We start from the raw sequence: 18,600 nt of genomic DNA, 5'->3' as shown, positions 1-18,600 counted from the left end.
AGTCTAATCTAAATTAAAAATGCATATGAAACACATGATCAAAAAAACGATGCTCACAGGAGCATTGAGTTGCTTCCTTCTGGGGACTGCATTGGCTGACAATGCGACGAACCAGCCTGCGAAGCCTTACTGGCAGGACATCCAAGTCGTTGCCGTTAATAAAGAGGCTCCCCGCTCCTCTTTCATGAGTTATGGAGACCGTGCCACAGCTCTATCTTCCCGATATGAAAAAAGTCCTTTCTACTCATTGCTGAACGGCACATGGAAATTCTATTTCGTAGATTCATACAAAGACCTTCCTGCCAACATCACAGATCCTTCTGTCAGCACTTCCGATTGGGACGACATTACCGTTCCGGGAAACTGGGAGGTACAGGGACACGGTACTGCCATCTACACGAATCACGGATATGAGTTCAAACCACGTAACCCACAACCTCCGCTGTTGCCGGAAGCAAACCCGGTAGGTGTTTACCGGCGCGACTTTGAGGTTCCTGCCGGTTGGGACGGACGTGACATATATCTACACATCGCCGGAGCCAAATCGGGCCTATATGTTTACGTAAACGGCAAGGAAGTCGGCTACAGCGAAGATTCCAAGAATCCGGCCGAATTCCTGATCAACAAATACCTGCAACCGGGCAAAAACGTGCTGACGCTGAAAATCTTCCGCTGGAGCACAGGTTCCTATCTGGAATGCCAGGACTTCTGGCGCCTAAGCGGTATCGAACGCGATGTCTATCTATGGTCACAACCCAAGATCGCCGTCAATGATTACCGTATTGTCTCCACGCTCGACGACACCTACAAAAACGGTATCTTCAGCTTGGCAATAGATATCAAGAACCATTCTGACAAGGTCAAGAACATCGACGTGACATACGAATTATTAGATGCAAAAGGCAATGTGGCTGCTACGGCAGAAAACAAGTTGTGGGTAAGCCCGAACACGATTACAACGACTTCGTTCGAAAAGACACTGGATAATGTGGAAACGTGGAACGCGGAACATCCGAACCTTTACAAGCTGTTGATGACGATCAAGGAAGACGGCAAGGTGACGGAAGTGATCCCGCAAAACGTCGGTTTCCGCCGCATCGAAATCAAAGAGATCGACCAGATCGCCGGCAACGGCAAACCATACACCGTCCTGCTGTTCAACGGACAGCCGATCAAGTTCAAAGGTGTCAATATCCACGAACACAACCCGCAGACCGGACATTACGTGACAGAAGAACTGATGCGCAAGGATTTCGAACTGATGAAACGGAACAATCTGAACTCCGTCCGCCTGTGCCATTACCCGCAAGACCGCAGATTCTACGAGCTTTGTGACGAATACGGATTGTATGTTTACGACGAAGCCAATATCGAATCGCACGGCATGTACTACAACCTGCGCAAAGGCGGTACGTTGGGAAACAACCCGGAATGGCTGAAACCGCATATGGACCGTACAGTCAACATGTACGAACGCAACAAAAATCATCCGTCCGTAACGATCTGGTCATTAGGTAACGAAGCCGGAAACGGTTACAACTTCTACCAGACCTATTTATATGTAAAGGACAAGGAAAAGACCATGATGGGCCGTCCGGTCAACTACGAACGTGCACAGTGGGAATGGAACTCCGACATGTATGTCCCGCAGTATCCAAGTGCAAAATGGTTGGAAGAGATAGGTAAGGAAGGCAGCGACCGTCCAGTTGCACCGTCCGAATATGCCCACGCGATGGGTAACTCGACCGGTAACCTTTGGGACCAGTGGAAAGCGATCTACAAATACCCGAACCTCCAGGGCGGCTACATTTGGGACTGGGTTGACCAAGGTCTGCTTGCCAAGGATGCAAACGGAAAAGAATATTATGCTTACGGCGGCGACTTCGGCAAAGACATGCCGAGTGACGGCAATTTCCTTTGCAACGGTATCGTGAGCCCGGACCGCACTCCGCATCCGGCTATGGAAGAAGTGAAATATGCACACCAGAATGTCGGTTTCGAAGCTGTAGATGTGGCGAAAGGCATATTCAAAGTGACAAACCGTTTCTATTTCACGAGCCTGAAAGATTACATGATCAGCTATACGATCAAGGCAAACAACAAAATCATCAAAGGCAACAAGATGTCTCTCGACCTGGCGCCACAGGCATCCCAGGAAATCACAGTCCCGGTAGAAGGCTTGAAACCGCAGGCCGGCGTCGATTATTTGGTGAACTTTGTCGTGACTACGACCAAACAGGATGGCGTGATCCCTGCCGGATACGACATCGCACAGGATCAGTTTGTTTTGCCGGTAACAGCCGACAAGACCGTTTACAAGGCCGCAGGCCCCAAGCTGACCGTATCTGAAGAAGGAAACGACCTGAAGGTGACTTCTTCCAAAGTGAACTTCGTATTCGACAAGAAAGCCGGCGTCGTAGCTTCCTATAAAGTAGGCGGCACGGAATACTTCAACGAAGGTTTCGGTATCCAGCCGAACTTCTGGCGCGCCCCGAACGATAACGACTACGGAAGCGGCAACCCGAAACGTCTTGAGATATGGGAACTCTCAAGCCGTAACTTCAATGTGACAAGCGCGACAGGTGAGATCATCGATGGTAATGCCATCGTAAAAGTCGACTATAAACTGCCGGCCGGCAACCAGTTCCTGGTGACATACAAGATCTATCCTGACGGTGTCATGAACGTGGCCACCCACTTCACGCCTGCCCACTTGGACGGTGTGAAGATCGGTATTTCCGAAGCGACCGCCACCGCGACCTTCTCACCGGGCCGCGCCAATGTCAGCGAACGCGACAAGATGGTCGTTCCGCGTATCGGCGTACGTTTCCGTCTGCCGGCAACGATGGACCAACTGGAATACTTCGGCCGCGGTCCGCTGGAAAACTATTGGGACCGCAAAGCCGGTTACATGATCGGACAGTACAAGAGCACGGCTGAAGAACAGTATTTCCCATACGTCCGTCCGCAGGAAAACGGCCACCACTGCGATACCCGTTGGATTTCATTAGGCGGTAAAGGCAAGAACCTGTTGATCGTTGCAGACGACGAGATGGAATTCAACGCAATGCGTAACTCCGTCGAAGACTTCGACGCTGGCAAGGCAACCGACCGCCCGTACCAGTGGAACAACTTCACACCGGAAGAGATTGCCAACCGTCCGGAAATCGGACCGTATGACAAACCTCGCCAGACGCATATCAACGACATCACGCCACGTAACTTCGTTGAAGTATGCGTAGACCTGAAACAGCAAGGATTGGCCGGCTATGACAGTTGGTATTCACGTCCGGAACCGGAATATACTTTACCGGCAGACCGGGAATACAAATGGGGCTTCACTTTGATCCCCGGAGCCAAAGCCAACAGCGCACAGAAGAAAGCGGGCTACAGCTATAAATAAGCAATCCGGTTTCACATAACAAACTAAAAAAGCGGTTGCCAGAGATCGGCAACCGCTTTTTTTGCAAGCATCCGATTGGGCTTCACCATTCCCTGAAACCCTTTGACTATTATCATATGAGAGGGTGAAGGCAGTCCTGACGCTTGCCTTCACCTTAAAAATTTACTTTCACCTTGTCTCGCCCAGACACACCAGATCCGGCCTCTTATACAAAGCGACATATTTAAGCGAATAATAAAGAGATTGTGAATGATATTAATATCCTAATATACTAACATTTAATATTTACCTTATATCTCTTTTCATTTTCGACTTAGGCCAAAAGCTCTATGGTTTTATAGTTTAACAATAAAAGTATAGCGACTGCCACTCTATAGTGTACCTTCCATACCCGACTAACCCGCAGATGAAGACAACCGTAACAGGTGAAGGCACTTTTACTATTTGCATTCACCCATCAACAATCTTATAACCCAACCAGTGCATACAAAGGTGAAGCCTCCCCCTGATTATTGGCGGAAAATAAAAAAAGCCGGACTTTATTCAGCCCGGCCTTCCATAAACTTATTCAATGATGATCGATCTACTTAGCATAGCTTACCGCACGAGTCTCACGGATCACCGTGATCTTCACCTGACCCGGATAGGTCATTTCGTCCTGGATCCTCTTTGCGATTTCGGTTGACAGGTTTTCGGTATCCTTATCATCGATCTTGTCAGCCCCGACAATTACACGGAGTTCACGACCGGCCTGGATAGCGTATGTCTTCACTACACCCGGATAAGAAAGAGCCAACTGTTCCAGATCATTCAGACGCTTGATGTAAGCCTCGACGATCTCACGGCGAGCTCCCGGACGTGCACCCGAAATAGCATCACAAACCTGTACGATCGGAGCAAGCAGCGTTTGCATTTCCACTTCGTCATGGTGAGCACCTACAGCATTGCAGATATCCGGTTTCTCTTTATATTTCTCGCAAAGCTTCATGCCTAAGATTGCGTGTGGCAATTCCGGCTCATCATCAGGCACTTTTCCTATATCGTGCAACAGTCCGGCACGTTTTGCCTTTTTCGGGTTCAATCCCAGTTCTGATGCCATCACAGCACATAAGTTCGCCGTTTCGCGTGCGTGCTGCAACAGGTTCTGGCCATAAGAAGAACGATATTTCATCTTACCGATCATACGGATCAGTTCAGGATGCAAACCATGTACACCGAGATCGATAACGGTACGTTTACCGGTTTCCACCACTTCGTCTTCAACTTGCTTTCTCACTTTCGTTACCACTTCCTCGATACGTGCCGGGTGGATACGTCCGTCCTGTACCAACTGGTGCAAAGCCAGACGAGCTATTTCACGACGGACCGGATCAAAACCGGACAACACAATTGCTTCAGGCGTATCGTCAACCACGATCTCAATGCCGGTCGCCGCTTCCAACGCCCGGATGTTACGCCCTTCACGACCGATGATACGGCCTTTGATCTCGTCTGATTCGATATGGAAGACTGTAATCGAATTCTCGATTGCCGTTTCGGTAGCCACACGCTGGATGGACTGGATAACGATTTTCTTCGCTTCCTTGTTGGCTGTCATCTTTGCCTCTTCCATGATTTCATTGATGTAGGAAGTAGCTTCTGACTTGGCTTCGTCTTTCAAGGATTCGATCAGACGCTCCTTCGCCTCTTCGGCAGAAAGCCCGGACAGAGTTTCCAGATGTTCGATTTCACGCTGGTGAAGTTTCTCCAAATCCTGCTTCTTCTTATCTACCAGTTCCAGTTGGGCCGCCAGATTCTCCTTCACGGCATCCACTTCGCTATTCTTGCGTTGCAGGTCTTCCTGACGTTGGTTCAAATTCAACTCACGTTGTTTCAACTTAGCCTCTACAGACTGTATCTTTGAATTACGGGCGGACACCTGTTTCTCCAGGTCCGCTTTCAAATGAAGGAACTTCTCTTTTACTTCGAGCAGCTTCTTCTGCTTCATTACTTCCGACTCCTTTTCAGCCTCGCGTATCACAGCGTCATACCTTGACTTCATAAGGACTCTCATCACAAACCACACGAGCAAGCCTCCGACAACGAAGGTCACAAGTGCTATGATTATAGTCATACCCATTTTACTTATAGTTTAAATTCAGTTATATTATTATACAAAAAAAGCACTGCCTTACATGGATACACCCATGCAAAGTAGTGCGGAAACGCATCTTCTTTATTCTTACAACTATTTATCCTTCAGGTAACTTTCCAGTTCATCGGTCAGCTCCTGTATCTTTTCAGTAAAGGGACTTGTGTCATTCTTATCCTCCAACTTCAAGTTTTCCACCGATAGCTGAAAGGTTACCATGGCTAACAAATCTTTTACATCCACGTCGGAATATTTCTTCCGGTACTGGTCCATTTTCTTCCTGATTTGCCGGACTGCCTCACGGGCTACCTGCTCCTCACTCCGGTTGATCCTGATACCATAACTTTTACCGGCTATCTCTACATGTATAAGAAATTTATCGTCCATCGCCTCTATTCGTTTAATAGTGCAATGCACTTGTCTACTTCCCGCACTAACTTCGATAACCTCATCCTGGCACTTTTCATTTCTCCCTCGTTGACAGAAACGACCCGTGCAGTCAGCATGTTATCGCATTTGGCATTCAACTCTTCGATCGTCTTCATTGCCTGCTGAAGTTCTCCTTCTTTCTGTGCTAAAGAACTTTCAAGCTCGTTGATTTTTTGCTTTTGCCTATCGCAAAACTCCATCAAATCACGAACCCTAACATCAAATACAGCCAACAATCTTTTATGATCTTCGGTCATTTCACACCAAATTCTACACAAAAGTAAAGGATAGAATTGAATAAAACAACGAATCGGTTTGTTTTTTTGACAGAAAACGTCCGGACACACAAAAGGCCGTTCAAACTAAAATCCGAACAGCCCTCCTTCCAATAGATTCAGCTACGCTATATTTATACTAACGCAACGTACAATTCACCCTCGACGTTTTCGAAAGCCAATTTGCCTTCTTTCGCTAACCAACCAAAAGCAGCATACATATCTTTTTCCGCTTTAATCTTAGTAGCCTTCTTTACTGCCTTAACACTCATCTTACCGCCTTCATTCAATGCGTTCCAAACAAGGCCGGCGTTTGTTCCAATCAATTCGATCATGTTTCTTTTTGTTTTGTTAATCGTTAACGGGAGCAAATTTATAGATTAATCGATTAAAACAAAAGGATATAGATGTTTTTTAGCATAAAGACAGGTGCTTTTTATGTTTTGAAAGCATAATTAACACTATTATAACAGAATTATAGCGCTATTTTCGTCCGATCTTTGGCTGTAACAAGTTCCGCCTCCATGTTTATAGCTGAAACATATTTGCTTAATAAGCCCACGGCATACTTTCCTGCCGCCTCCAACCCCTCCAATCCTGAATAACCATTTATAATCATTAACAAGTGAGTCGTATCCAGTCCTATTTTTGTCCGTTCCTCATCACTCGTCGGAGTTCCTACCCCACCGACTGCATCCCGGTAAACGGGCAGACCTGCAATATTCAATTCTCCACGCCCGATTCCATGATAAATTTCACCTTCCCTGCCGACTCCCAACACCAGACTGCCACCGGCAATTTTATCCGCATCGAAGCCTCCGATGGAATATCCGCTACGGATAGAAACCAAATTGATGAGATCGACCAGCGTATCGACCTTATAAAGGGGTAATTCACGGAGAATGCGCCTCCGCAAGGCTTCAGAAGAAGGACGATAACGATTCGGATCTTTTCCCAGACGCTTATAAGCCTGGCGAGTAGCCTGTATAGGGAGCCATTTGTTGATTTGTTCCAGCTTGACTGTTTCCCGGACAGCCTTTTCTTCGTCCGCTATCTCCTGCCAAAGCCTTTCGTCCGGTTCAGAATTGCAAACATCACAAGACAGAACCAAAACATGCAAATCCGGACAGGCCGTGGCTATTTCTTCTGAAATTGAAATATTTGTCATAGAATTTCACTTATAAAAACCACAAAAAATAAACCTATTTAGTCAGAAAGGATTAATTTTTCAATTGTAATAATGTATATTTCAGTTTGAGGATATAACTCATTCACTAATTCTTCGTCGCAGTACGCAAAATCATCATAGTCTCCACTATGCTTCTTTTCAAACAACGTTCCAAATATCTTACCTATTTTAATCGGCAACTTTCCTGTAGATACAAAATGTAAGCCAAGCATACTTTTTACGCCGTTATGAGTCTGCGTTAGGATATCATATTTAAGTAACTTCTTGCACGACCTTCCTGATTTGTTCTACTACATCTGTTCGTCTCATAACTTTTTTATTTAATAAGCAAAAGGACCATATATATTATACACCACTCTATTTACTACAAAGATAAACACAATTCTTTACAAAAAACTATTTTTCTATTTGCATATCCTCCTGAAACATCTATTTTTCTTAAAAAAATGTGTTATCACCTCTACTCTATATAAAAACCAATAAAAGACATTATGATGACATATGATGATCAACTAAAATCTGATGAAAAGCATCCATTTTGGAGTAATCCTTTATTGTATAAACAGGGAGGAACCACGCAAGAAAATACCGGACAGGATACGCCCGCTTTTGATTCCCAAACGACGGGCGGAGAAGAACTCGTCGGGATGGGCGTAGGTACAGATTCCGGCTAGTTCGATATTTCCGGCCGAAAGGCCTTCTGTCAATAATTGCAGACGGTTGGCCTCCCACAAATCGATATGGGCTTTTCCGGTATCGGCATCGCGCTTCAAGATACACGGCATTTCAAAACCGACCTCCCGAAAGGCGTCGACGACCTCTTCGCCAACTTCGAAGGCTTCGGGACCGATGGAAGGAGCAATGCCGGCTTTCATGAGACGAGGATCGGCTCCATATTCATCCATGAGGATGCGAACAGTTTTCCCGGCAATCCGCAATACAGTTCCCCGCCAACCGGCATGAACGGCAGCCACAGCCTTCACATCGGGAGCATACAGCAGGACAGGGACACAATCGGCTGTCGAGACAGCGATGCAAACTTCCGGCACATCCGTCACCAAGGCATCTACACCATGCATATAAAGCTGCTGTTCTTCCAATGGAAGGGAAAGAAAAGAAGGTTCTATCGAACGGATCTCCGCCCCGTGGACCTGGAAAGGCGCAAAGATACGTTCGGTTGGTATCCCGATTGCATCCGAAAGAAGTTTCCGGTTCGCTCGGACAGCTTCCGGATTGTCCCCACTGTATTCGCCAGGGTTAAAGGATGCATACGCACCTTTGCTCACTCCTCCCTGACGGGTTGTCACAAAATGAGAGATGTTGCAATCCTCGCTTAATGCGGGAAATTGCAACATCTTCACTTTATCATTTGGAAGTATCTTCATCTTCTTCGTCGTCCCAATCTTCATATTCTTCATACTCTTCATCGTCGTCGGGATCATCTTCATCAAGAGGAATGATAAAATCGTCATCATCAAGCGCAAGTGCGCCTACATCGATGTTCTTATGTACAATACGCTCTACCTCGTGGAACGTTTCCTTGTTCAGTTCCTTCCACAGCAAGTCTTTCAGCTCGGTGATCCCCATTCCGGTAACGGAGGAGATAAAGACATAGGGAACGCCTTCCGGCAGATCTTCGGACAATGCCTCAATCAACTCTTCATCCAGCATATCGCTCTTGGTGATAGCCAGGACACGACTTTTATCCTGCAAATCCGGATTATACTTGACCAGTTCGCCTAAAAGGATTTCGTATTCCTTCTTGATATCATCCGCATCGGCAGGAACCATAAACAAAAGCAACGAATTACGTTCGATATGACGCAGGAACCTTAACCCCAAACCTTTACCATCACTGGCTCCCTCGATAATGCCAGGGATATCGGCCATGACGAATGAACGGTTGTCGCGATAGCTTACTATACCCAAGTTCGGTTCGAGCGTAGTAAACGGATAATTGGCAATCTTCGGTTTGGCAGCTGAAACGACAGACAGCAATGTCGACTTTCCGGCATTCGGGAAACCGACCAGACCGACATCAGCCAACAGCTTCAATTGCAGGATCACCATACGTTCCTGTGCCGGTTCGCCGGGTTGCGCATAGCGGGGAGCCTGGTTGGTCGACGTCTTGAAATGGCAGTTACCCAATCCTCCGCGTCCGCCTTTCAACAGCATTACCTTCTGACCGTCTTCGGTCACGTCACAGATAAACTCGCCCGTTTCGGCATCATAAACGACTGTTCCGCAAGGAACCTCTATCACACGATCCTCACCGTCTTTCCCGAAACTACGTTTGGCTCCGCCACCTTCACCATTCGTCGCCATAATATGACGTTCATACTTCAGATGGAGAAGCGTCCAATAATTCCGGTTTCCACGAAGATACACATGGCCTCCTCGTCCTCCATCGCCTCCGTCGGGACCTCCTTTCGGAATGTATTTCTCGCGGCGAAAGTGAGAAGACCCTCTCCCGCCCTTACCAGAACGGCAATAGATCTTTACATAATCTACAAAGTTTGATTCAGCCACTTTTAATTTTTAATTTATGATTTATGTTTTATGATTTATGATTCATAGCGACAAAAGATATAAATCACAAATCATAAATCATAAACCTCATTCATAAATCCATTACAAATTATTTACAGCATCCTTGATACGACCGAAAATCTCTTCGATTGTACCCATACCTTTGATGGCGACATGTTTGCCTTCACCGATATAATAATCTGCCAAAGGAGCTGTCTGTTTGTGATAAACGTCCAATCTTGACTTGATTGTTTCCAGATTGTCATCCGAACGGCCTGAAACCTTACCACGTTCCAACAGGCGGTTGATCAGTTCTTCTTCTTCTACCTGAAGGTTCAGCATAACAGAAACATCGGTTCCACGTTTGTTCAACATTTCTTTCAGTGCCTTAGCCTGCGGGATAGTACGGGGGAAACCATCGAAGATGACGCCTTTGGAGTTCACCTTGCTGTCCAAAACCTTAGCCAGCATGTCAACGATCAGTTCATCCGGAACCAGTTGTCCTTTTTCGATGTAATCTTTAGCAATCTTACCCAACTCTGTCTCGTTCTTCATTTCAGAACGCAAAACATCACCTGTAGAGATATGATCCAAACCATATTCTTTAATAATCAATTCGCTCTGTGTTCCCTTTCCTGAACCGGGAGCACCAAAAATAACAATGTTCAACATAAAAAGTAAACTTTTTAAATTGACAATTGATAATTGACAATTGACAATTACCTGCCAACTATCCAACCATCTATCGCCTCTTATTATACATTAATCTGATAAATTCTCCACTCCTTTATATATTGATAATTATCAATTGTCAATTATCTTATATATATTCCGGTAAGCCCGCCCCATTTCATCATAATCCAGGCCGTAACCGACAATAAAATCACTCGGAATCCGAATGCCGATATAATCGGGTCTCAAATTGCATCTCAATGAATCCGGCTTAAACAACATGGTCGCCAGTTTGACATCGGCAGCACCATCCTTACGGAGTTTATCCATAACATATTGCATCGTAAATCCGGTATCGATAATATCCTCTATCATGATCAAAGTCCGCCCTTTCACATCGGCCTGCACCGGCATGATTTCACGCACGACACCGGTCGTACTGGTCCCTTTATAAGAAGAATAACGAGCAAAGGTGATCTCATACGGTTCGTTCAACTGACGCATCAACTCGGCAGTAAACATAAAAGCTCCATTCAGGATTCCCACAAACAACGGATTCGTGCCTTTTACATCCTCCCGGATACGTTCTGCGACTTTTGCAATTGCATCCTTTATCTCCTCTTCCGGGATAAAGAGTTCAAATTCTTTGTCTTTTAATCGGATTCTATCCATATTCCGTTTGATTTTCGAGGGAACAAAGGTACAACTTTTTCGGGTAAGCGCAAAAGTGGATTTTCATTTTCTGCTTTCTGTCAAAATATTGCCATCTATCATACGGATCAGCCTACCCGCCATCCGAGCATTTTCCTCGGAGTGGGTAACCATCACGACGGTCATTCCTTCACGGTTCAGTTCCATCAACAGGTTCATCACTTCATTGCCGTTGACGGAATCCAGGTTTCCGGTCGGGATCGCCGGCGATAACCGGAAAGCCAGAATGTCAACTCATCCACAATCCAGAGATAAATCAGGAAAACTGCCGTCATCCCCAACACAAACCCTAGCATATTAACAGACGAAAACAAAAAGCTTCGCTTAATTAGCCGGAGTGCGACTTTTACATAGTGTTTAAACATATATCATATCTTTTTTATGAACCACTAATAATAAGGCAAAGATCATGCCAAATCAGGAATTCACTTATTTACAACCACATACACACCAAGCTTTTAAACGTATTGTCCGTTCCCGTACATCTTACGTGCAAAAATGCACGGATATGTTCCCGACAACGCCGAAAATAAATTAGTCTATCTCAGAACTTTTCATTAATTTCGCACCAATATTTTAAATGAATGTAAAAAGATACGACGATGATAAAGAGGTCTGTTTTAGCGTTATTTATTGTATTGTTATTCAGTAGTAATCAGGTAGGAGCACAGGATGTCAACATAATTAGCGGGAATCAGTCGAATCAACCGGTTCAGACCGCTGTCCCCGATACATTTCCTTTATTAGACTTGGAAGAAACGGAACTGGATAAAATCCCCGACCTCAGGGCACAGTTCGAAAAACTCAATAGCAGCTACTCATCACCCGCCGCACCGAGTGAGAACTTGCTTCGCTTTTTAAAAAAAGACGAGATAGAATTATCGCCGGAAGCACAATATTGGGTAAATTGGGTACGCGACCCGTCTACCATCATCAGCCCGTGGGCAACCTTACGGGATACTACAATCGTCAATCCGCTGTTCACCCCGATCCTGTTCAAGGGAGGACTTATCCCGGAAGACCTGCAATTGTATGACAAGGACTTTATTGCAAAACAACGTCCCAACTTCCCATTGTTCGAACCGGATACGACTTTGTTCCAAGACGAAATACTAAAGAACAAGTTGCAGAATACCGCATATAATTATGTACGTGTAAACTATCCGGAATATTTCCGTTATTCGGAACGTGACCTGCCGACAGATGTCGTTAAAACGCATGTTATCAAGAAAGCGACATACGAACCCGAACTAATCAAAATAGAAAGCGACCCGAACGCTTTCAGCGACGTGGACGCTCCGGTCAAGTTTATCCCGGAACGCCGTTATTGGACTTCCAACTTCGAAAGCACCATGCAGTTTTCGCAAAATTACATTTCACCGAACTGGAGTGCAGGTGGCGATCCGAACTTCAATATGAATACCCGGCAATATTTCAAATATGATTACAATAAAGACAAAGTACAGGTAACAAACGAACTTGAATTCAAACTGAACATGAATACTTTGCCGGACAAAACAGACTCTATACATTCGTATAAGATAAACGACCAGATACTTCGTCTCCATACGCTGTTCGGTTACAAAGCATTTAACAAGTGGTACTACACAGTCGACATCAGTTTCAACACACAAGTAGTAACCAACTACGCCCAAAACAGCGAAACCAAATTATCGGCATTTCTCGCGCCTATGACCTTCAATACCGGTATCGGTATGAAATACGAACTAACCAAAACCCTTACAAAAGTGAGACACCGAAACATAAAATTGAATGTCAACATGGCTCCATTCTCTTATAACTATATGTACAGTACCCAAAAGGGGACAGATATGGATTTGAAACGACATGGTTTTAAAGAGAAAGACAATGCCGCCGAACTTCCTGACGATGTTAACAAATACAGGAACTCCCAAAGCCAAATTGGTTCGAAACTCGAAGCAAACATGACATTCAATATCAACCGAAATGTCAGTTGGACATCTCGTTTCTATTATTTCACGGATTATCATCGTATTACCGGAGAGTTTGAGAACACGTTCAACTTACAGATCAGCCGGTTCTTTTCAACCCGGATCAATCTTCACCTTCGCTATGACGATGGTGTTGCCAAAAACGAAGATTTCGACAGCTATCTTCAGATCAACGAGCTGTTAAGCTTCGGGTTTAATTACAAATGGTAAGACAAAGTCTATTATTTCCATAATAAACTTTGTTAATCGTGACATAATTTCCAAATAATACGTACTTTTGCCTCGGTTTTGCAATGTCGAGATTACAAATATGAGCGAAAGTATCAATCACAATGGGATTATAGAGAAGATCGACGGCGGTACGGTCTATGTCAGGATCATCCAACAATCGGCTTGCTCCGGATGCCATGCGAAAAGTATGTGTACGGCATCCGAGAGCAAAGAAAAGATCATCGAGGTTCCGGACAACTCTGGAAAATTCCATATAAATGAAGAAGTCCAGTTATGCGGACAAAGTTCACTGGGGCTGCAGGCCGTACTTCTTGCATTTGTATTTCCGCTCATCATAGTTTTTGCGGCTATTGTAACAGGTACAAGTATGCAATGGGAAGAAACCACAAGCGGGTTAACCGGATTACTGCTCTTAGTTCCTTATTATTGCATATTATACTTTTTACGCGACAAACTGAAAAAGCGATTCATATTTACTTTGAAAAAACTTAATTGACAAACATATCATGATTTTAATTGCCGTTATTTCATTAGGAGCGATTGGAGCCATCGGCGCAGTTTTTCTATACGCCGCCTCCAAGAAGTTTGAAGTATACGAAGATCCTCGTATCGCACAAGTCCAGGAGGTATTGCCTGGAGCCAATTGCGGAGGTTGTGGATATCCCGGATGCGGTGGTTTTGCTACGGCTTGTGTAAAAGCCGACACGTTGGACGGCCTGTTATGCCCCGTAGGCGGAGCACCTGTAATGGGCAAAGTAGCCACCATCCTCGGAAAAGAAGCAGCCAGTGCAGAACCGATGGTAGCCGTTGTCCGCTGCAACGGAACGTGTGCCGCCCGTCCGCGTACCAACCAATACGACGGTGTGCAGAGTTGTGCGATTGCTTCCACCTTGTACGGCGGAGAGACCGGCTGTTCATTCGGTTGCTTAGGTTATGGCGACTGTGTGGCTGCATGTAACTTCGACGCCATCCACATCAACCTTAAGACCGGGCTTCCGGAAGTGGACGAAGACAAATGTACTTCATGCGGAGCTTGCGTAAAAGCTTGCCCGAAAAACATCATCGAACTGCGTAAGAAGGGCCCCAAATCACGCCGCGTCTTCGTCAGCTGCGTAAACAAAGACAAAGGCGGAGTAGCCAAGAAAGCATGCGCCAACGCTTGTATCGGCTGTGGCAAATGTGCAAAGGAATGCCCGTTCGAAGCAATTACAGTAGAAAACAACGTGGCCTACATCGATTACACAAAATGTCGCTTATGCCGCAAGTGCGTAGCCGTATGTCCGACCGGCGCCATCCACGAATTGAACTTCCCGCCACGTAAAGAGGCAGCTCCGGCTGTGGACGCCGACAAAATAAAACCGGCAACAGCTCCGAAACCGGCTGCACCGAAGGCTGATGCGCCAAAGACTGAAGCCCCGAAGAAAGAGTCTCCGAAGGCAGAAGCTCCAACAGCAAACGTTACGCCAAATGCAGAAACTCCTAAAATTGAAACAAAAGAAGAAACAATTCAAAAATAAAATCTAATAGTATGCTAAGGACATTTCGAATCGGAGGTATACATCCGCCCGAAAATAAATTGTCTGCCGGTAAGAAAATTACCGCTTTAGCTGCTCCTAAGCAGGTAATCATACCGCTCAGTCAGCACATCGGGGCTCCAGCCCAGGCAGTGGTCAAGAAGGGTGATCTGGTTAAAGTCGGAACACTTGTCGCCAAGGCAGGTGGTTTCGTTTCCGCCAATATCCACTCGTCAGTATCCGGTAAAGTAAACAAAATAGATAACGCCCTCGACTCAAGCGGCTACAAGCGTCCGGCCATCTACATCGATGTGGAAGGAGACGAATGGGAAGAAACGATCGACCGCAGCGATGCATTGGTAAAAGATTGTACGTTGTCATCCAAAGAGATCGTCGACAAGATTGCAGCAGCCGGTATCGTAGGTCTGGGGGGAGCCACTTTCCCGACACAGGTGAAACTGATGCCGCCTCCCGGAAGCAAGGCAGAAATCATCATCATCAATGCCGTAGAATGTGAACCTTATTTGACCTCCGACCATTCCCTGATGATGGAAAAAGGCGAACAGATATTGGTGGGCGTCACATTGCTGATGAAAGCCGTAAATGTAAACAAAGCCGTTATCGGCATTGAAAACAATAAACCCGATGCAATCGCCCACCTGACGAAGCTGGCAGCCGCTTATCCCGGAATCGAGATCATGCCGCTGAAAGTGCAATATCCGCAAGGAGGTGAAAAGCAGCTGATCGACGCCGTGATCCGTCGCCAGGTAAAGAGCGGCGCCCTGCCTATCTCGGCCGGAGCCGTCGTACAGAACGTAGGAACCGCCTACGCCGTCTACGAAGCCGTCCAGAAGAACAAACCTCTGTTCGAGCGCGTCGTGACCGTAACAGGAAAAGCCGTTGCCAACCCGTCGAACTTCCTGGTCCGTATGGGTACGCCTATCAACACGCTGATCGAAGCAGCCGGTGGTATTCCCGAAAACACGGGTAAGATTATCGGTGGCGGTCCGATGATGGGCAAAGCGTTGGTAAGCGCCGAAGTTCCGGTAACCAAAGGCAGTTCCGGCGTATTGCTCCTGACCAAGGAAGAATCTGTCCGCAAACCGATGCAGGACTGTATCCGTTGCGCCAAGTGCGTGAACGTCTGCCCGATGGGATTGAACCCAGCCTTCCTCATGAAGTTCACCGTCTACAAAGACTGGGAAAAAGCCGAGGCCAACTATATTCAGGACTGTATCGAATGCGGTTCATGCAGTTATACTTGCCCTGCCCACCGTCCGCTGTTAGACCAGATCCGATTGGGTAAAGGCAAAGTTATGGGTATTATTCGTGCAAGAAAGTCATAAAACAAGAGCAATATGGAAAACAAATTATACGTGTCTCCCTCGCCCCACATTCATGGCGGCGACAGCATAAGCAAAAATATGTACGGTGTACTGATTGCCCTTGTTCCGGCTTTCCTGGTATCACTCTACTTTTTCGGACTGGGTGCGCTAATCGTAACCGTAGCCTCGGTTTTCTTCTGTGTCCTGTTCGAATATCTGATTCAGAAGTTCCTGATGAAAAAGGAACCGACCATTTACGACGGTTCGGCCATCCTGACCGGTGTTTTGCTGGCGTTCAACCTGCCGTCAAACCTGCCGATCTGGATCATCGCCATCGGTGCGCTGGCAGCCATCGGTATCGGTAAGATGTCGTTCGGCGGCCTGGGCAACAATATTTTCAACCCTGCACTGACAGGACGCATCTTCCTGCTGATCTCTTTCCCGGCACAGATGACCACCTGGCCCGTTGTCGGACAGTTGACATCTTATGCCGATGCAACAACAGGGGCAACCGTCCTCTCTCTGATGAACGAGGGTGCACTCGACAAAATGCCTACACTCAGCGACATGCTGATCGGTAACATGGGCGGTAGCCTTGGTGAAGTCAGCGCACTGGCACTGCTGTTAGGTATGTTCTATATGTTATGGAAGAAGATCATCACCTGGCACGTTCCGGTATCCATCTTCGTCACGGTATTTGTCTTTACAGGTATCATGCACCTGGTGAATCCGGTTCAATACGCAAGCCCGTTCGTCCATCTGTTGTCCGGAGGTCTGATGTTGGGAGCTATCTTCATGGCGACCGACTATGTGACTTCGCCGATGAGCAAGAGCGGTATGATTGTCTACGGTGTCGGCATTGGTATCCTGACAACGGTTATCCGTCTGTTCGGTTCTTATCCCGAAGGTATGTCATTTGCCATCTTCATCATGAATGGAGTTACTCCGCTCATCAACAGTTATATGAAACCTAAACATTTCGGAGGGAAATAAGCATGGCAAAACTAAAATCAACATTACCCAATATGTTCCTTTCACTCACGATCATCTGTGTAGTGGCCGGAGCAATATTAGCAGGTGTGAATATGTACACCACCGGTCCGATTGCCGCCACCAAAGCAGCAGCGCTGGAAGCAGCGATCAAAGCGGTCACTCCGGCATTCGACAACAAACCGACAGAAGAAGCCTATATGGCAGTTACAGCCGATGGCGACTCGTTGAAAATCTACCCGGCAAAACAAGACGGCAAATTCGTCGGTGCCGCAGTGGAGAGCAACACAATGAAAGGGTTCGGCGGTGAGATCCGCGTGATTGTCGGTTTTGACACCGAAGGCAAACTGCTGAACTATTCAGTCTTGCAACATGCCGAAACACCCGGATTAGGGGCTAAAATGCAAGAATGGTTCCGTACGGACAAAAATCGCCAGAGCGTTTTGGGACGCAATTTGTCTGATGGCGAACTGAAAGTAACCAAAGACGGTGGAGATGTCGATGCCATAACAGCTTCGACCATTACCAGCCGTGCATTCCTGAACGCCGTGAACCGCGCCTACAGTGCTTTTTCCGGTGCCGACGGATTGACCGGAGCAACCACATCATCCGATAACACAACTAAAGAGGGAGGAAACGACAATGAGTAATCTGAAAATATTGATGAACGGAATCATCACAGAGAACCCGACATTCGTATTGCTGTTAGGTATGTGTCCGACATTGGGAACGACCTCTTCAGCGATGAATGGTATGAGTATGGGACTTGCTACCATGTTCGTGTTGATCTGTTCCAACATGGTCATATCAGCATTGAAAAATGTAATCCCGGATATGGTCCGTATTCCCGGGTACATTGTCGTAATCGCCACATTCGTAACGGTTGTGCAAATGTGCATGGAAGCATTTATTCCTGCCTTATACGCAAGTTTGGGATTGTTCATCCCGTTGATCGTCGTCAACTGTATCGTGTTGGGACGCGCCGAAGCTTTTGCCGCTAAAAACGGAGTCGTGGCCTCGGCTTTCGACGGAATCGGTATCGGTCTCGGCTTTACGATTGCCTTGACACTGTTAGGAGCTATCCGCGAATTGTTGGGGACGGGTAAACTGTTCAACCTGACAATCATGCCGGAACAGTTCGGCTCGCTGATTTTTGTATTGGCTCCGGGTGCATTCATCGCACTGGGATTCCTGATAGCCATTGTTAATAAACTGCGTAAAGCATAAA

The 18,600-nt window shown here is 46.4% G+C and carries 18 protein-coding genes and 1 pseudogene; 8 read left to right on the top strand and 11 right to left on the bottom strand.

Translation table 11 applies throughout. The annotated features are described in order from the left end of the window. Nucleotides 1-25: 25 nt before the first annotated feature. On the top strand, nucleotides 26-3,403 hold the full coding sequence (locus BHV83_RS15530) for a glycoside hydrolase family 2 TIM barrel-domain containing protein (protein WP_122205728.1): 3,378 nt from the start codon (nucleotides 26-28) through the stop codon (nucleotides 3,401-3,403). Nucleotides 3,404-3,986: 583 nt separating this feature from the next. Here BHV83_RS15530 and rny read toward each other — a convergent pair. The 11 genes and pseudogenes from rny to BHV83_RS15475 form a co-directional block, all read right to left on the bottom strand. Beyond that, nucleotides 3,987-5,522: a ribonuclease Y gene (rny, locus tag BHV83_RS15525; RefSeq protein WP_005641254.1), complete on the bottom strand. Its 1,536-nt coding sequence runs from the start codon at nucleotides 5,520-5,522 to the stop codon at nucleotides 3,987-3,989. Nucleotides 5,523-5,630: 108 nt separating this feature from the next. After that, nucleotides 5,631-5,921: a cell division protein ZapA gene (locus BHV83_RS15520; protein WP_005648288.1), complete on the bottom strand. Its 291-nt coding sequence runs from the start codon at nucleotides 5,919-5,921 to the stop codon at nucleotides 5,631-5,633. Nucleotides 5,922-5,926: 5 nt separating this feature from the next. Next, the gene (locus BHV83_RS15515) at nucleotides 5,927-6,220 is read right to left on the bottom strand and encodes a coiled-coil domain-containing protein (RefSeq protein WP_119215417.1); all 294 of its coding nucleotides are present in this window, start codon (nucleotides 6,218-6,220) and stop codon (nucleotides 5,927-5,929) included. A gap of 152 nt (nucleotides 6,221-6,372) precedes the next feature. Then, nucleotides 6,373-6,573, bottom strand: coding sequence for a winged helix-turn-helix domain-containing protein (locus BHV83_RS15510; protein ID WP_005648289.1), 201 nt, complete (start codon nucleotides 6,571-6,573; stop codon nucleotides 6,373-6,375). Nucleotides 6,574-6,713: 140 nt separating this feature from the next. Continuing rightward, nucleotides 6,714-7,406, bottom strand: a complete 693-nt coding sequence (locus tag BHV83_RS15505) for a B3/B4 domain-containing protein (protein WP_005641261.1) — start codon at nucleotides 7,404-7,406, stop codon at nucleotides 6,714-6,716. Nucleotides 7,407-7,978: 572 nt separating this feature from the next. Continuing rightward, nucleotides 7,979-8,845, bottom strand: a complete 867-nt coding sequence (pgeF, locus tag BHV83_RS15500) for a peptidoglycan editing factor PgeF (RefSeq protein WP_182387875.1) — start codon at nucleotides 8,843-8,845, stop codon at nucleotides 7,979-7,981. Then, nucleotides 8,793-9,956, bottom strand: a complete 1,164-nt coding sequence (gene obgE, locus BHV83_RS15495) for a GTPase ObgE (RefSeq protein ID WP_122205696.1) — start codon at nucleotides 9,954-9,956, stop codon at nucleotides 8,793-8,795. Before obgE ends, pgeF begins: the two co-directional genes overlap by 53 nt. Nucleotides 9,957-10,058: 102 nt before the next feature. Next, entirely contained in the window at nucleotides 10,059-10,628 is a 570-nt protein-coding gene (locus BHV83_RS15490; protein WP_005641269.1) for an adenylate kinase, read from the bottom strand. A gap of 132 nt (nucleotides 10,629-10,760) precedes the next feature. Continuing rightward, a complete protein-coding gene (hpt, locus tag BHV83_RS15485) occupies nucleotides 10,761-11,300 on the bottom strand; it encodes a hypoxanthine phosphoribosyltransferase (RefSeq protein WP_122122639.1) in 540 nt (179 codons plus the stop codon). Between the two features lie 63 nt (nucleotides 11,301-11,363). Continuing rightward, nucleotides 11,364-11,537: pseudogene (locus tag BHV83_RS15480) on the bottom strand (ABC transporter ATP-binding protein); the annotation flags it as partial. Continuing rightward, nucleotides 11,498-11,704, bottom strand: coding sequence for a hypothetical protein (locus BHV83_RS15475; RefSeq protein WP_122205697.1), 207 nt, complete (start codon nucleotides 11,702-11,704; stop codon nucleotides 11,498-11,500). The gene BHV83_RS15475 and the pseudogene BHV83_RS15480, both read right to left, overlap by 40 nt. Before the next feature lie 237 nt (nucleotides 11,705-11,941). Here BHV83_RS15475 and BHV83_RS15470 point away from each other — a divergent pair, with 237 nt between their 5' ends. The 7 genes from BHV83_RS15470 (at nucleotide 11,942) to BHV83_RS15440 (ending at nucleotide 18,599) form a co-directional block, all read left to right on the top strand. After that, nucleotides 11,942-13,522 carry a DUF3078 domain-containing protein gene (locus BHV83_RS15470; RefSeq protein WP_122205698.1) on the top strand — a complete coding sequence of 527 codons (1,581 nt, stop codon included), beginning with the start codon at nucleotides 11,942-11,944 and terminating at the stop codon, nucleotides 13,520-13,522. A 100-nt stretch (nucleotides 13,523-13,622) separates the two neighbouring features. Next, nucleotides 13,623-14,039 (top strand): SoxR reducing system RseC family protein, encoded by a 417-nt coding sequence (locus tag BHV83_RS15465; RefSeq protein ID WP_005641284.1) that lies wholly within the window; start codon nucleotides 13,623-13,625, stop codon nucleotides 14,037-14,039. 10 nt (nucleotides 14,040-14,049) lie between these two features. Continuing rightward, entirely contained in the window at nucleotides 14,050-15,060 is a 1,011-nt protein-coding gene (locus BHV83_RS15460; RefSeq protein ID WP_286757724.1) for a Fe-S cluster domain-containing protein, read from the top strand. An 11-nt stretch (nucleotides 15,061-15,071) separates the two neighbouring features. Further along, a complete protein-coding gene (gene rsxC, locus BHV83_RS15455; RefSeq protein ID WP_286757722.1) occupies nucleotides 15,072-16,403 on the top strand; it encodes an electron transport complex subunit RsxC in 1,332 nt (443 codons plus the stop codon). Between the two features lie 12 nt (nucleotides 16,404-16,415). Then, the gene (locus BHV83_RS15450) at nucleotides 16,416-17,375 is read left to right on the top strand and encodes an RnfABCDGE type electron transport complex subunit D (protein WP_005641293.1); all 960 of its coding nucleotides are present in this window, start codon (nucleotides 16,416-16,418) and stop codon (nucleotides 17,373-17,375) included. A gap of 2 nt (nucleotides 17,376-17,377) precedes the next feature. After that, nucleotides 17,378-18,022: an RnfABCDGE type electron transport complex subunit G gene (locus BHV83_RS15445; protein WP_005641295.1), complete on the top strand. Its 645-nt coding sequence runs from the start codon at nucleotides 17,378-17,380 to the stop codon at nucleotides 18,020-18,022. Continuing rightward, nucleotides 18,015-18,599, top strand: a complete 585-nt coding sequence (locus BHV83_RS15440) for an RnfABCDGE type electron transport complex subunit E (RefSeq protein WP_005641296.1) — start codon at nucleotides 18,015-18,017, stop codon at nucleotides 18,597-18,599. Before BHV83_RS15445 ends, BHV83_RS15440 begins: the two co-directional genes overlap by 8 nt. Nucleotide 18,600: the final 1 nt, after the last annotated feature.

The sequence above is a fragment of the Parabacteroides sp. merdae-related_45_40 genome, from assembly GCF_001915675.1.
This window is presented reverse-complemented; position numbering and strand designations above follow the sequence as displayed.